This is a genomic window from Streptomyces broussonetiae (assembly GCF_009796285.1).
In the GTDB taxonomy this organism is placed as follows: domain Bacteria; phylum Actinomycetota; class Actinomycetes; order Streptomycetales; family Streptomycetaceae; genus Streptomyces; species Streptomyces broussonetiae.
Genome location: NZ_CP047020.1, coordinates 3,172,397 through 3,187,093, shown reverse-complemented (window position 1 = coordinate 3,187,093; position 14,697 = coordinate 3,172,397). Strand labels below are relative to the sequence as shown.

The window sequence follows — 14,697 nt, the reverse complement described above, 5'->3', positions numbered from 1 at the left end:
CCGGGAGGTCTTCATGGCCCTGGACACACACGGCGCGGCGAAGGACGTGAACACCGGCGAGCACGTCGCCGGCAGCGTGTTCGTCTCGATCGGCGCCCTGCTCCTCGGACTGCTGCTCGCCGCGCTCGACCAGACCATCGTGTCGACCGCGCTGCCCACGATCGTCAGTGACCTCGGCGGGCTCGAGCATCTGTCGTGGGTGGTCACCGCCTATCTGCTGGCCTCGACCGCGGCGACCCCGCTGTGGGGCAAGCTCGGCGACCAGTACGGCCGGAAACGGCTGTTCCAGACGGCCATCGTGATCTTCCTCATCGGCTCGGCGCTGTGCGGCATGGCACAGAACATGCCGGAGCTGATCGGGTTCCGCGCACTGCAGGGCCTGGGCGGCGGCGGGCTGATGGTGCTGTCGATGGCGATCGTCGGCGACCTCGTGCCGCCACGTGAACGCGGCCGCTACCAGGGGCTGTTCGGGGCCGTGTTCGGGGCGACGAGCGTGCTCGGGCCGCTGCTCGGCGGGCTGTTCACCGAGCAGCTCAGCTGGCGCTGGGTGTTCTACATCAACCTCCCCGTCGGCATCGTCGCGCTCGCCGTGATCGCCACCGCCCTGCGCATCCCGCGCCGCAGCGCCCGCCATGTCATCGACTACCTCGGCACCTTCCTGATCGCCGCCGTCGCCACCTGCCTGGTCCTCGTCGCCTCCCTCGGCGGTACGACCTGGGCCTGGGGCTCGGCGCAGATCATCGGGCTCGCGGTGCTGGGCGTGCTGCTCGCCGTCGCGTTCGTGGCCGCCGAGCGGCGGGCCGCCGAACCCGTCCTGCCGCTGAAGCTGTTCGGCATCCGCACCTTCACGCTCGCCGCCGTGATCAGCTTCATCGTCGGCTTCGCCATGTTCGGTGCGATGACCTATCTGCCGACCTTCCTCCAGGTCGTGCACGGCGTCTCGCCGACCATGTCCGGGGTGCACATGCTGCCGATGGTGTTCGGCCTGCTGCTGTCGTCCACGGCCTCCGGCCAGATCGTCAGCCGCACCGGCCGCTGGAAGGTGTTCCCGGTCACCGGAACCGCCGTCACCGGCATCGGCCTGCTCCTGCTGCACCGGCTCACCGAGCACAGTTCGACCGCCGTGATGAGCGTCTACTTCTTCGTCTTCGGCCTCGGTCTCGGCCTGGTCATGCAGGTGCTGATCCTCATCGTGCAGAACGCCGTGTCGTACGAGGACCTGGGCGTGGCCACCTCCGGCGCGACCTTCTTCCGCTCCATCGGCGCCTCCTTCGGCGTGGCCATCTTCGGCACGGTCTTCGCCGGCCGCCTCGGCGACAAGCTCACCGCCGCCTTCCGGGGCGTGAGCCTGCCGCCAGGGGCCAGCGCCGACGCCCTCAAGTCCGACCCGCGCGGCATCGCCGCCCTGCCGCCCGTGCTGCGTCCCGCGGCCCTGCACGCGTACGCCTCCGCCATCACCGACGTCTTCCTCTACGCCGCCCCGGTCGCGCTCCTCGGCTTCCTGCTGGCCTGGTTCCTCAAGGAGGACCGGCTGCGCGGCTCGGTCACCGCGCCGGACGCCTCCGAGACCATCCCGCCGAACCCGGTCGAGCGTTCCTCCTACGACGAGTGCTGCCGCGCCCTGTCGGCGCTCGGCACCCGCGAGGGCCGCCGGGAGATCTACCGGAAGATCACCGAACGGGCCGGCTACGACCTGCTGCCCGCCGCCGGTTGGCTGCTGCTGCGCATCCGCAGGTACGGCTCGGTCGAGCCGGGCGTGCTCGCCGAGCGCGGCCAGGTCCCGCTGGAGGTCGTCCTCGCCGCCGAGCGCCAGATCGAGGAACGGCGCCTCGCCCGACGCGAGGGACTGGACCTGTACCTGACCGACTCCGGCCGCGAGGCCGCCGAACGGCTCGCGGCGGCCCGCGAGGAGTCCCTGGTCGAACTCCTCGGCGACTGGTGGCAGCCGGGCCGCTCGACCGACCTGACGCAACTGGTGAAGGAACTCACCGGGCAGATGTGCGGCTCCGAGCGCGAGCAGCCGCGCGACGGGGCGGCCGCCGGTGTCAGGTGACCGCCCGCCGCGGCATCAGCTCCTTGCGGAACCAGTGCTCGGCGTAGCGGGCGTCGTTGTGCGGCCCGGTCTCGGTGTAGCCGAGGCGGGCGTACAGGGCGCGGGCCTCGACCAGGTCGCCGCGGGTGTCCAGGACGATCCGCCGGGCACCCAGGGTGCGGGCGGCCTCCTCGGCGGCGGCCACGAGCAGCGGGGCACCGCCCCTGCCGCGCAGGTGCTCGTACACGAACACCCGGGTCAGCTCGGCGGTCTGCGGGTCGAGGAGCCGTACACCCGCCGAACCGCCCGGCTTGTCGCCGTACCGCCCGATCAGCAACCGACCGGTCGGCGGGGCGAGTTCGGACCCGGTGCCGGCCGCGATCGCCCGCTCCAGCTCGTCGGGATCCGTGCGACGGCCCTCGTGCAGCAGGTACCAGCGGTCACTGACCTCGGTGTAGTACGCCCGCCACAGTGTCGCGGCGGCCGGGCAGTCGTACGGTTCCGGGGCGATGGTCCACGTCATGGGGGCATTGTGAGCGGTCGCGGGCGCGCCCGCCGCTCGGTTTCTCCGCCGCGCCGGTTCGCGTACCGGCCGCCGTTTGCGGCTCCCCTTCCTGGTCACCCGGAGGGGGAGCCGGCCGGTGCGGCCGGTCCGATCGGAGGGTGCCCTGTCCATCAGCATGATCGTGATGGCCGTGGCCGTGGCCGTGGTCGGGATCGTGGCCGCGGCCCCTCTCCGGTCCTCCGCGTCGAACGCCACGGGGAGCTGAGCGAGAGGCCGCTCGACCCGGCCGGGCAGGAACAGTACGAGGCCCGCCGGACGGCCGTACCGGCGCACTGCGCCGACTCGCCGCGACAGGCGGTGACCGAGGCCGACCACGTCGATGGCTGCCGTCAGGTGCACCGGGTCGCCCACGCCCGGGCGAGCGACCCGGTGACCAGGGCCGGTTCCCATGCCCCGCGGGTCTTCAACAGGTGCCATCCGGAAGGGAGTTGAGCATCATGTCGGACAGGACGAGCGGCTCCGGCGACGAGCGCCGGGCCGGCCGGTTCGCCCCGCGACCGGACGAGGAGCGGACTCCTGAGGACGCCCCTGCGGGCTACCGCGCACCGAGGGTTGCCCGGCCGGAGGACCGGCTTCCCGGCGGACCCCCGCCCCCACCGTCACCCCCGCCCTCCCCGGCGAGGGCCGCATCCCGCCTCCCCGGTTCGACCGGCCCGGGCCGTGAGGGTCTGACGGCGGACGACCGCACCCCGCGCGACGCACCCCTGCACCCTCCGGGACCGGCGGGCACCGGGAAGCGGGGCGAGGGCCGGATGTCCGGCGGGCGCGGGATGCCGGCCGAGCGCGTGACCCCGTACCGGGCCCGGACGCCGGACGAGAGCCCGATGCCGGAGGACGGGCTGGGGGTCCCCTCCTCCGGTGAGGCGAGCACACGCGAGGCACACGGCAGCGAGTCCCCGGACCCGGACGCCTGGCCGACAGCGCCGGGCGGCCCGGCGGCCGGCGCCGCCCCCGCCGCCGGCGCGCCTCTCCTGTCCCACGACGAGACCGACCGCTGGGAGCGGCGGATGCAGGAGCTGGCCGCCGGGTTCGCGGCGGAGCCCCGCCGGGCCGTCGAGGCGGCCGACCGCGCGCTGGAGGAGATCGTGGGGCGGTGCGACGAGGCCGTGGCGGGGCGGCGGCGTACGCTGCGCCGCTCCTGGGAGGCCTGCGGGGACCGCGGGCCGGGCACGCAGACCGGCACCGAGCAGCTCAGACTGGCCCTCAGGGACTACCAGGAGCTGGCCGACCGTCTTCTGCATCTCTGAGGGGCTGGGCCCTGCGCCGCCGCCACTCCTGTACGACCTCCTCGACGTCGTAGGGCTTCCTGCCCAGCGGGGGACCGGGCGGGGGCTTGAACATCATGTCCTTGATCTTGACGTTGACGTCCTCGACGATCCTGCGGGCGATGCGCTCGGAGGGGGCCGCGTAGGCCGCCTCGAGCGCGTCCTCGGCCTCCCTGCGCAGCGCGAGCGCGGGCGGCAGGACGGACAGGCCCTCGCGCGCCATCTTCCGCTTGATCCACCACAGTTCGTCGTACGTGGAGTCGACCTCGGTGGGCAGCGGCTCGCCCGCCCCCGGCAGTCGCTCGAACTCACCGCGCCCCTGCGCGTCACGGATCTGCTTGTCCACCCACGAGTCGAACGGCACACCCGGTGGCTTTCGCTCGGTCATGACTCCATTGTGCCGGACGGCACCCGGGCGGGCGTTTTATCATGCGGCGCGGCAGGCCGATCCGGCCGCCGTGCAAGGACGTACAAGGACGTCACAGGGGGAACGCGCGTGCTCGAACTCACCATGGCCACCGTCTCCGGGGCCGACTCGGGTGTCACGGCCGGTATGACGATGGCCGATGCGCCCAGCGAGCCGGGCGCCGTGCTCCGGGTCGGCCGGGACGCATCCGTGTGCCGGCTGGTCACCCCGGAGGACTGGCTGTTCGTCTCCCGGGTCCACCTGGAGCTGAAGTGCGGACCGGACGGCGTCTGGCAGTTGACCTGGTTGCGCGGCTCCCAGGTCGAGCCGTCCTCCGAAGTGCGCCTGACGTCGGGGGAGTTCAGCGGTCCCCTCGGCTACGGCGCGACGATGCGGCTGCCACGCGGCGGGTCCGGCGAGATCATCGTCCAGGACCGCACCGCGCCGCGCAGCGTCAACATCGGCTTCTACCACGAGGTATGAGCCGCACAGCGGTGCCGGATCCGGCTCAGGCCAGCACCCGGGCCAGGGCGAACCCGTCGTAGCCCTTGCTGCCGACCGTCTGCAGCGCCGTGCCGTCGAGCCTCGGGTGGGTGGCGATCAGCTCGATCGCGGCGCGGGTGCCCACGATGTCCGGCTCGGTGCTGTCGGCGTCCACGACCCGGCCGCCGCGCACCACGTTGTCCAGGACGATCACGCTGCCCGCGCGGGTGAGCCTCAGCGCCCACTCCACGTAGTGCGGGTTGTTGGCCTTGTCGGCGTCGATGAAGACCAGGTCGAAGGGGGCCGGGTTCTCGTCGGCGAGCTTGGGCAGCGACTCCAGGGCCGGACCGACCCGCACCTCCGCGATCCGGTCCAGGCCCGCCCGGGCGATGTTCCGTACGGCCACCTCGGCGTGCCTGGCGCTGTACTCCAGCGAGATCAGCCGGCCGTCCTCGGGCAGCGCCCGGGCCAGCCAGATCGTGCTGTATCCGCCGAGCGTGCCGATCTCGAGGACGTTGCGCGCACCCTGCACCTGTGCGAGCAGCTGAAGGAACTTGCCCTGTGCGGCCGTTACGGCGATGTTCGGCAGCCCGGCGGCCTCGTTCTCCCGCTGGGCCGCCTGGAGCGCCTCGTCGTCGGGCGCGAGATGGTGGATGAAGTAGTCGTCGACGTCGTCCCAGACCTGCGAGCCGGTCATGCCCGTACTGCCTTTCCCGAGTGCCTGCGCTACTTCAGCATGATCTCAGCCGACGGGCGCCGAGGGGGAGAGCGGCGGCGGGGGCTCCACGGGTGGCGGGGGGAGCACGGGCCGCCGCGAGCGCCGTACGACGATCACCGCGACCACCGCGACGATGACCAGCAGCCCGCCGCCGACCGTCAGGCCCCATGCCGGGATCCCGGCGATCCGGCGCAGCTCGTCGTCGTAGACCACCTGCTGGACCGGGGTGTCGGCGGGGGCCTGGAGCAGTTCGTGGTCGCCGGAGATCCGGGCGGGGTCGGGGAACTGCTGGGTCAGCGCGGTCAGATACGGCGTCCGGGCGGTCAGCGGGCCCAGGGCGCCGTCCTGCGGGCCGAGGCGGCCGGCGAAGACCGTGCTGGGCGCCGGCCCCCCGATCGTCGTGCGCGTCCGCATGCGGTGCGTGGCGAGCACGTACAGACCGAGCGACTGCGGGGTGGTGGCCAGGCGGGACAAGCGCATCGGGTACACCGGGGCGTCGGCCGCGAAGGTCAGCCGGATCGGGTCGAGCGCGCCGTGCAGAGAGCTGCCGGCGGCGCTCGGGGCGAGGCGGACGGCGACGTACTCCCAGTGCCGGTCGACGTACGGCTGCAGGGCGGTGCGCAGCCGGGCGGGCAGGGGGAAGCCGTGGGCGCGCAGCCAGCCGCCGAGCGCGCCGGGGTCGGTGGCGGTCAGCCGCGCCACGTCGAACGGGCCGAGCTGCTGCCGGTCCACCACACCGACACCGGCCGGGTCCGGGGGCGCGGCGGCACCGACGGTGTCGTGGCTGTCGAAGGGCCAGTCGCCGTCGTCCGGCCAGAAGTGGTACCGGGTGCGGTGCACGGGCTGGATCGCCCTGGCCAGCTGGTCGAAGAGGGCGGGGTCGTCGAGGCGGACGGTGGCCCGGTGCGGGACGGGCATGATCCACGCGGCGTGCCGGGCGTCCCCGGCGACCGTCAGACGCATCACGATCTGCTCCTGCCGCCCGTCCCATCGCAGCACGGACTGCTCGTTCGCGACGGAGATCCGCGACGCCGGGTCCGGGATCATCGCCCCGCACCCACAGGCGTAGGCGGGGGCGATGAGCCAGGTCAGCTGGATGCCGAGGAACGAGAGAACCAGGGCGAGTATCCGGGCGCGTTTCACAGGCCTACAGACGGCGCCGACCTGTGATCGGTTCCGGCCCACGGCAGCCCCCGAAGACGCACGGGAACATATGCGTCCGGCCACGGCCGCCCCGCGCTGCGACGGCATCCGGCGGACTTCTGTCGAGGGTGCCGGTGGCGCCTAGCGGGCCTCCACCGCCGGTGCCGATCCCGGTAGCGGCAGTCCGGCCGACTCCGACATCCGCCACACGGCGAATCCGCCCACGACAGCCGCGCCCATCATGTAGTACGCGGGCATCATCATGTTCCCCGTGGCCCCGATCAGCGCGGTCACGACCAGCGGGGTCGTGCCGCCGAACAGGGACACCGACACGTTGAAGCCGATGGACAGCGAGCCGTAGCGGACCCGGGTCGGGAAGAGAGCGGGCAGCGCGGCCGGCATGGCCGCCGTGAAGCAGACCAGGAGCAGGCCCAGCGCACCCATGCCCAGCGCGACGGCCAGCAGGCTCCCCTGGCGGATCAGCAGCAGGGCGGGGACGGACAGGAGCAGGAAGCCCGTGCAGCCCGCCGCGATCACCGGACGCCGGCCGACCCGGTCGCTCAGCGCGCCCGCGAACGGCTGCACGATCATCATCAGCGCCATCACGCCCAGCACGACCAGCAGCCCGTGCGTCTCGTCGTACTTCAGCTCACTGGTCAGATAGCTCGGCATGTACGACAGCAGCATGTAGTCGGTGACGTTGAAGACCAGTACCAGGCCCATGCAGAGCAGCAGTGCCTTCCACTGGCCCGCCACCATCTCGCGCAGCGGCACCTTCGGGCGTTCCGCCTCGGCCTTCTCGACCTCGGCCGCGAACGCCGGCGTCTCCTCCAGGCGCATCCGCAGGTACAGGCCGATGATGCCCATCGGACCCGCGATCAGGAACGGGATGCGCCAGCCCCAGGTCAGCAGGTCGTGCGACGACAGCAGGGCCGTCATCAGCGTCACCAGGCCCGCACCGCCGATGTAGCCCGCCAGCGTGCCGAACTCCAGCCAGCTGCCGAAGAAGCCGCGCCTCTTGTCGGGGGCGTACTCGGCGATGAACGTCGACGCGCCCGCGTACTCACCGCCGGTCGAGAAGCCCTGCACGAGTCGGGCGGCCAGGAGGAGGAGCGGGGCGCCCACGCCGATCGACGCGTACGACGGGATCAGGCCGATGGCGAACGTGCCCGCCGCCATCATGATCATCGTCAGGGCGAGCACCTTCTGCCGCCCCACGCGGTCGCCCAGCGGACCGAAGACCATGCCGCCCAGCGGACGGACCAGGAAGGCCGCCGCGAACGCTCCGAACGTCGACAGCAGCTGCGCGGTCGGGTTGCCGGACGGGAAGAAGACCTTGCCCAGGGTGACCGCGATGTAGCTGTAGACGCCGAAGTCGAACCACTCCATCGCGTTGCCGAGCGCCGCCGCCTTGACGGCGCGCTTGACGAGCGCGGGATCGGTGACGGTGACCGCGGGGGCCTGGGGGGCCTGCGCGGCCCCGGCGGCTTTCGGGCTCTTCTGGTACGGGGTGACGGCTGTGGCGGCTGCCAAAACGGGGCTCGCCTACCTTTCGACGGGGACGGGGACGCGGTCCGCGGGGCGACGCTGCCGGGTAACGGGCCGAAAAACGACCATAGGGTGGTTTCGGCCCCTTACGTCACGTGAGCAACTGGCTGCATAGTGCACCTAAATCGCGCGTATGCAGGTACGTCTGCCCCCTTCGCGCGGGCCATGCCACCTCCGCGCTGTGATCCTTCTCGCGCCCCGCCCCTGCAACCGCACAGGCCCCTGACTATCGTCATCCGGACAAAAGGAGGGCGGACGTCAGGTGAATCGGGGGTTGCCTGCGTCTTGGTCCGGGGGGTCTGCGAGCCTCATAGGGTTCTCAGAAGAACGTGGCGTATACGGCGCCGGAACGAACGGGGCGGGAGGCCGACGAGGCGTGGCGAACGTAGAGCACAGCGGGCGACCTGCAGATGCCTTCGGGCAGGCCACCATCGGAGCACGGCTGCGCGCGGCCCGGCTGGCACTGTGGGCGGTGGCGGCGGTCCTCGCCGTACGGCAGGTGGCCGTCGTCCTCAGCACTCCACGGGGCGAGCGGCTGACCGACCTGGAGACCTGGGTCGGCCCGCACGGCGTCCTGCATGTGAACGGCTCGATCTACGACTCGACCCGATTCACCGGCACCCCCTTCGGGGGCCTGGTCCTCAAGCCGCTGACCCGCTCCGCCGAGGCCGCCCTCGGCTGGGGCTGGACCTTCGGCACCCTGCTGCTGGTCGTCGCGCTCGGCCTCGTCGCCGCCCGCGCGCTGCCCCAGCCCATCGGCCGCCGCACCTCGCTGCTGGCCGCGCCGGTCGCGATCAGCCTGCTGATGCTGTCGCTGCCGGTCCGCAACGCCCTGTGGCTCGGCCAGACCAGCATCATCCCGGTGCTGCTCGTCCTGCTCGGCTGCTTCGCCGTGCGCGGGCAGCGGGCGAGCGGGCTGTGCATAGGCCTGGCCGCCGCGCTGCAGCCGACCATGCTGCTGTTCGCCCCGCTGCTGTGGTTCACCGGCCGCCGCCGGGCCGCGCTCACCACGGCCGGCGCCTTCGCCGGCTGGACCGCGCTCGCCTGGGCCGCACTGCCGCACGACTCCTATGAGTACTGGGTGCACCACATGGCCGGGGTCGGCCTCGGCGGCAAGGCGGACGCCCTCGGCAACCAGTCGCTGCACGGCGCCCTGCTCCGGCTCGGCCTGACCGGCCCGCTGGAGATCGCCGCCTTCCTGGTGCTCGGCGCCGCCGTCGCGGCCCTCGCCATGCGCCGCGCGGTGCACTACGCGGCCGACGGGCAACTGCTGCTCGCCGTCGCCATCACCGGCTGCGCCGTCGTCGCCGTCTCACCCACCGCCTGGCAGTACCAGCTGCTGTGGGTGCTGCTCGCGGTGGTCGGCCGGGTCGGCAGACGGGCCTCCGACCGCTATGTCTGGCCGGTGGCCGTGGTCCTCGTCACCACGCTCCCGGCGAAGATGATGCTGCCGAACACGCCGGCGCTGTACCCGCTGCGCGACAACCTCGTCCTGCTCGCGGCCCTCGCCGCCGCCACGGCCGTGCCGTTCCTGTCCCGCACCTCTCCCTATTACCAGACCCCGGTCCCCACGGAGTACGCCCCGCAGGTCCCGGCCCGCTTTCGACGCGTCCCTCTCGTCCCGTTCCTGCGCCGGGTCCTGACCCGCCCGAACCTCCTGCTGGAACTACTGCTCATCCGGGTCGTCTACGCCGCCTACTCACAGGTCCGCCTCGCCGCGACCGGCGGCACCATCTCCGGCGGCCGGGCGCGCGCCGAGCACCACGGGCACATCGTGCTCGACGTCGAGCGCTTCCTGCACATCGACATGGAGCACTGGGCCAACCACGCCGTCGTGAAGATCGGCTGGCTGCGGGAGTTCTTCAACTTCTACTACGAGTCCTTCCACTTCGTGGCCCCGCTGGCGGTCCTCGGCGTCCTGTACTGGCGCCGCCCCGTCGACTACCGCTGGGCCCGCGCCTCCCTCGGCTTCGCCACCTTCCTCGCCCTGATCGGCTTCTGGCTCTTCCCGCTGGCCCCGCCGCGCCTGATGCCGGGGCTCGGCATGATCGACACCGTCCACGGCGTCCAGGACTTCTCCAAGCCGAACTACGGCACGCTGACGGCGCTGACCAACCAGTACGCGGCGATGCCGTCCCTGCACTTCGGCTGGGCCCTGTGGTGCGGGGTCGTCATCGCGGTCATCGCACCGAAGTGGTGGATGAAGGCCCTCGGTCTGCTGCACCCCTTCTTCACCGTCTCGGCCATCGTCGCCACCGGCAACCACTGGGTGCTCGACGCGGTCGGCGGCGCGGTCGTGGTCGGCGCCGGCTTCGCGCTGTCGTACCTGCTGCAGGGGCCGCGGGCGCGGGTGGTGCGGATGGTGGCCCAGCGCCGCGCGGAGCCCGTCCCCGTGGCGGCCCCGGCCCGCGACGCGGCTACAACCGCTGAATGATCGTCCCGGTCGCCAGCCCGCCGCCCGCGCACATCGTGATGAGGGCGAACTCCTTGTCCGCGCGCTCCAGTTCGTGCAGGGCGGTGGTGATCAGGCGGGCGCCCGTCGCGCCCACCGGATGACCGAGGGCGATCGCGCCGCCGTTGACATTGACCTTGTCCAGGTTCTGTTCGAAGACCTGGGCCCAGCTCAGCACCACGGAGGCGAAGGCCTCGTTGATCTCGACCAGGTCGATGTCCTTCAGGGACATGCCCGCCTTGCCCAGCACCGCACGCGTCGCGTCGATCGGGCCGTCGAGGTGGAAGTGGGGATCGGCGCCGACCAGTGCCTGGGCGACGATCCGCGCCCTCGGCTTCAGTTTGAGGGCGCGGGCCATCCGCTTCGAGGTCCACATGACGGCCGCCGCGCCGTCGGAGATCTGCGACGAGTTGCCCGCCGTGTGGACGGCCGTCGGCATCACCGGCTTCAGGCCGGCCAGCGCCTCCATCGAGGTGTCGCGCAGCCCCTCGTCCTTGTCGACCAGTCGCCACATGCCCTGCCCGGCGTACTGCTCCTCCTCGGTGGTCGGCACCTGCACGGCGAACGTCTCGCGCTTGAAGCGTTCCTCGGCCCAGGCGAGGGCCGCCCTCTCCTGGGAGCGCAGACCGAGGGCGTCGACGTTCTCGCGCGTCAATCCCCGGTGGCGGGCGATGCGTTCGGCCGCCTCGAACTGGTTCGGCAGGTCGACGTTCCACTCGTCGGGGAAGGGCTTGCCGGGTCCGTGCTTGGAGCCGGAGCCGAGCGGTACACGTGACATGGCCTCCACGCCACAGCTGATCCCCACGTCGATCACGCCGCCCGCGACCATGTTGGCCACCATGTGCGAGGCCTGCTGCGAGGAGCCGCACTGGCAGTCGACGGTCGTCGCGGCCGTCTCGTAGGGCAGGCCCATCGCCAGCCAGGCGGTGCGCGCGGGGTTCATGGACTGTTCGCCGGCGTGGGTCACCGTGCCGCCGACGATCTGCTCCACGGCGTCGGCGGGGATCCCGGTCCGGCCGAGGAGTTCACGGTAGGTCTCGCCCAGGAGATAGGCGGGGTGCAGGTTGGCGAGCGCGCCGCCGCGCTTGCCGATCGGGGTGCGGACGGCTTCGACGATCACGGGTTCGGCGGCCATGGGTGCGGGTCCTCTCCGAGGGCTCTCCTCCAGAACGTGCCAGAACTAGTACGCGTTCTAGTTCTGACCAGCAGTCTGCTGACGTGATGTCCATCACCGCAAGGGTCTTGCAGGTGCCGGAGTTGCGATCTGCACGAATTCCGCACGGATTGGGGGTGCTCTACCTCTTGCGGGTTGTAGAACCGGTTACTACGTTCACGGCACTCGCTGATGGTCCGTCAGATGGCTGGAGTGACCGATGCCCTGTCCAGCGCTGCCCGACGGGTTCGACCTCACCGACCCCGACCTGCTCCACCACCGTGTGCCCCTCCCGGAGTTCGCCGAGCTGCGCCGCGCCGAGCCGGTCCGCTGGATGCCCCAGCCGCACGGCATCGCGGGCTTTGCCGACGACGGCTACTGGGCCGTGACCCGGCACGCGGACGTCAAGTACGTCTCCACGCACCCGGAACTCTTCTCCTCCACCCTCAACACCGCGATCATCCGCTTCAACGAGCACATCCAGCGCGACGCGATCGAGGCACAGCGCCTCATCCTGCTCAACATGGATCCCCCGGAACATACGCGCGTGCGGCAGATCGTGCAGCGAGGCTTCACGCCACGTTCCATCCGTGCCCTCGAGGACCGGCTCCGGGCCCGCGCCGAGGCCATCGTCACGGCCGCCCGCGCCCGCTCCGGCCCCTTCGACTTCGTCGCCGAGGTCGCCTGCGAACTGCCCCTGCAGGCCATCGCCGAACTGATCGGCGTGCCCCAGGAGGACCGCTCCAAGATCTTCGACTGGTCCAACAAGATGATCGCCTACGACGATCCCGAGTACGCCATCACGGAGGAGGTCGGCGCCGAGTCGGCCGCCGAGATCATCGCCTACGCCATGAACATGGCCGCCGAGCGCAAGCAGTGCCCGGCCCGCGACATCGTGACGACCCTGGTGGCGGCGGAGGACGAAGGCAACCTGAACTCCGACGAGTTCGGCTTCTTCGTGCTGATGCTCGCGGTGGCCGGCAACGAGACGACCCGGAACGCCATCACCCACGGGATGCACGCCTTCCTCACCCATCCCGGGCAGTGGGACCTCTTCAGGCGGGAGCGGCCGGCCACGACGGCCGAGGAGATCGTCCGCTGGGCGACCCCGGTCAACGCCTTCCAGCGCACGGCCACCCAGGACACGGAGCTGGGCGGGGTGCGGATCAGGAAGGGCGACAGGGTCGGGCTGTTCTACGCCTCCGCCAACCACGACCCCGAGGTCTTCGCCGACCCCGACGCCTTCGACATCACCCGCGATCCCAATCCCCACCTGGGCTTCGGCGGCGGTGGTCCGCACTACTGCCTGGGCAAGTCCCTCGCGGTGCTGGAGATCGAGCTGATCTTCAACGCGATCGCCGACGCCATGCCCGGGCTGCGGCTGTCCGACGAACCCCGGCGGCTGCGCTCGGCCTGGATCAACGGGGTCAAGGAGCTGCGGGTCACGACCTCCTGAGCGGGTCGCTCACTCCCGGCTCGACGCCACCACCGCCAGCACGGCCGAGGCGACCGCCGCGATCAGCAGCGGGACGCCGAGGCCGTGGTGCAGGACCAGCCACGCGCCCAGACAGGCGCCGGCGAACATGGCGACGGCCGAGGCCGTGCGGCGCGGCGAGCGGTGGCCGGTGCCGTCGCCGAAGCGGGACTCGGAGGCCAGCCCGGTCAGGGTCATCGTCAGCACGGTGGTCGTCAGATCGGCGATGCCCAGCTTGCGGACCGTGGCGTTGCGCAGGCCCATCGCGTATCCGGTGAGGGCGATCAGGGCGTAGACCGTGCCGGTGGCGTGCGGCCAGGCGAAGGCGACCGCCGCCGAGACGGCCACCAGCAGCGCCTCGCCGATCAGGGTCAGCCGGGTCCAGCGACGGCGCGAGCCCTTGCCGACGCGGGCCGCCAGCCGGCCGCCGGTCGCCGCGCCCAGCAGGAAGCAGCCCAGCGAGGTGGCCGTGTGCGGGACCGAGAAGCCGGGCGCGCCGGCCGCCGCGAAGCCCAGGACGACGACGTTGCCGGTCATGTTGGCGGTGAAGACCCGGCCGAGGCCCAGATAGCTGACGGCGTCGATCAGCCCGCTGACCACCGTCAGGATCAGCAGCACGATCACCAGCGGCACCCCGCGCGTCTCGGGGTCGGGCGCGGGTGGCTGTGCGGTCGGAGCCGTCGTCATGGTTCCTCCGGTGGGCCGGACGGACGGGGTGGGGACCCACTCCACCACGGCCGCGGGGGATTCCTGGACGTCCGGGCCGAGCGTGTCCTCGCGGCGGTCGGCACAGGGCGGCGACCCTGCGCAAGTCCGAGGAGAACCAGGGAGGTTGGGGTGCGCGGACGTGGCCGGCAACGCCCGGACATACGAACGCACCCCCGCCGCGGGGGCGAGGGTGCGGTTGCTCGACGGGCGCGCTGGTTCAGCGGCGGAGCATCGAGGGCGGGCCGGCTCAGTACCAGCCGTTCGCCTGCCAGAAGCTCCAGGCCTTGACCGGGCTGCCGTAGCGGGAGTTCATGTAGTCCAGGCCCCACTTGATCTGGGTGGCCGGGTTGGTCTTCCAGTCGGCACCGGCGGAGGCCATCTTCGAGCCCGGCAGGGCCTGGACCAGGCCGTAGGCGCCGGAGGAGGAGTTGGTGGCGGACGGGTTCCAGCCACTCTCGTGCGAGACGATCTTGCTGAACGCGTTGAACTGCGCGGCGTCCGGGATCATCTTGTGCGCGATCGCCTGAGCGGAGGAGGCCGAGGCGGGCGTGGCGGCCTGGGCGGGCGCCGCGGTCAGAGCCAGACCGGCGCCGGCGGTGGCCACGGCGGCGGAGATGAGGGCCTTCTTCGGGGAAGCGATGCGGCGGATGAAGGAGACGGACACGGAGAACCTCTTGCGTCGGGGACAGGGGGTCGCCCGTATGCCGTGGCCCGCGTTCGCGCGATGGCCGGCCGTATACGTGGGCGCCG

At 72.0% G+C, this 14,697-nt stretch carries 13 protein-coding genes; 5 read left to right on the top strand and 8 right to left on the bottom strand.

All coding sequences use genetic code 11. The annotated features are described in order from the left end of the window. Positions 1-13 precede the first annotated feature (13 nt). Entirely contained in the window at positions 14-2,053 is a 2,040-nt protein-coding gene (locus GQF42_RS14735; protein ID WP_158930163.1) for an MDR family MFS transporter, read from the top strand. Here GQF42_RS14735 and GQF42_RS14730 read toward each other — a convergent pair. Continuing rightward, positions 2,046-2,555, bottom strand: coding sequence for a GNAT family N-acetyltransferase (locus tag GQF42_RS14730; RefSeq protein ID WP_158920080.1), 510 nt, complete (start codon positions 2,553-2,555; stop codon positions 2,046-2,048). The two genes, GQF42_RS14735 and GQF42_RS14730, sit on opposite strands and share 8 nt — an antisense overlap. A gap of 479 nt (positions 2,556-3,034) precedes the next feature. On the opposite strand from GQF42_RS14730, the gene GQF42_RS45890 reads away from it, so the two are divergent. Continuing rightward, positions 3,035-3,844 carry a hypothetical protein gene (locus GQF42_RS45890; protein WP_233273353.1) on the top strand — a complete coding sequence of 270 codons (810 nt, stop codon included), beginning with the start codon at positions 3,035-3,037 and terminating at the stop codon, positions 3,842-3,844. Here GQF42_RS45890 and GQF42_RS14720 read toward each other — a convergent pair. After that, positions 3,801-4,250 carry a DnaJ family domain-containing protein gene (locus tag GQF42_RS14720; RefSeq protein ID WP_158920079.1) on the bottom strand — a complete coding sequence of 150 codons (450 nt, stop codon included), beginning with the start codon at positions 4,248-4,250 and terminating at the stop codon, positions 3,801-3,803. The two genes, GQF42_RS45890 and GQF42_RS14720, sit on opposite strands and share 44 nt — an antisense overlap. Positions 4,251-4,358: 108 nt before the next feature. Here GQF42_RS14720 and GQF42_RS14715 point away from each other — a divergent pair, with 108 nt between their 5' ends. After that, complete coding sequence (locus GQF42_RS14715; protein WP_158920078.1) at positions 4,359-4,751, top strand: FHA domain-containing protein; 393 nt, start codon at positions 4,359-4,361, stop codon at positions 4,749-4,751. 25 nt (positions 4,752-4,776) lie between these two features. Here GQF42_RS14715 and GQF42_RS14710 read toward each other — a convergent pair whose 3' ends face one another. From GQF42_RS14710 to proP, 3 genes are all read right to left on the bottom strand, one after another. Beyond that, a complete protein-coding gene (locus GQF42_RS14710; RefSeq protein WP_158920077.1) occupies positions 4,777-5,448 on the bottom strand; it encodes an O-methyltransferase in 672 nt (223 codons plus the stop codon). A 45-nt stretch (positions 5,449-5,493) separates the two neighbouring features. Beyond that, positions 5,494-6,612, bottom strand: a complete 1,119-nt coding sequence (locus GQF42_RS14705) for a DUF2330 domain-containing protein (RefSeq protein WP_233273352.1) — start codon at positions 6,610-6,612, stop codon at positions 5,494-5,496. Positions 6,613-6,753: 141 nt separating this feature from the next. Beyond that, positions 6,754-8,145, bottom strand: coding sequence for a glycine betaine/L-proline transporter ProP (gene proP, locus GQF42_RS14700; protein ID WP_158920075.1), 1,392 nt, complete (start codon positions 8,143-8,145; stop codon positions 6,754-6,756). 391 nt (positions 8,146-8,536) lie between these two features. On the opposite strand from proP, the gene GQF42_RS14695 reads away from it, so the two are divergent. Further along, the gene (locus GQF42_RS14695) at positions 8,537-10,594 is read left to right on the top strand and encodes a bifunctional glycosyltransferase 87/phosphatase PAP2 family protein (protein ID WP_158920074.1); all 2,058 of its coding nucleotides are present in this window, start codon (positions 8,537-8,539) and stop codon (positions 10,592-10,594) included. Here the strand turns inward: GQF42_RS14695 and GQF42_RS14690 are convergent. Further along, positions 10,578-11,747 carry a steroid 3-ketoacyl-CoA thiolase gene (locus tag GQF42_RS14690; protein ID WP_158920073.1) on the bottom strand — a complete coding sequence of 390 codons (1,170 nt, stop codon included), beginning with the start codon at positions 11,745-11,747 and terminating at the stop codon, positions 10,578-10,580. The genes GQF42_RS14695 and GQF42_RS14690 overlap by 17 nt on opposite strands. Before the next feature lie 238 nt (positions 11,748-11,985). Here GQF42_RS14690 and GQF42_RS14685 point away from each other — a divergent pair, with 238 nt between their 5' ends. After that, complete coding sequence (locus GQF42_RS14685) at positions 11,986-13,221, top strand: cytochrome P450 (RefSeq protein WP_158920072.1); 1,236 nt, start codon at positions 11,986-11,988, stop codon at positions 13,219-13,221. A gap of 9 nt (positions 13,222-13,230) precedes the next feature. On the opposite strand, the gene GQF42_RS14680 is transcribed toward GQF42_RS14685, so the two are convergent. Together GQF42_RS14680 and GQF42_RS14675 are read right to left on the bottom strand one after the other, a co-directional pair. Beyond that, positions 13,231-13,926, bottom strand: a complete 696-nt coding sequence (locus GQF42_RS14680; RefSeq protein WP_158920071.1) for a YoaK family protein — start codon at positions 13,924-13,926, stop codon at positions 13,231-13,233. Positions 13,927-14,194: 268 nt separating this feature from the next. Then, the gene (locus tag GQF42_RS14675) at positions 14,195-14,611 is read right to left on the bottom strand and encodes an aggregation-promoting factor C-terminal-like domain-containing protein (RefSeq protein ID WP_158920070.1); all 417 of its coding nucleotides are present in this window, start codon (positions 14,609-14,611) and stop codon (positions 14,195-14,197) included. Between the last annotated feature and the right edge of the window lie 86 nt (positions 14,612-14,697).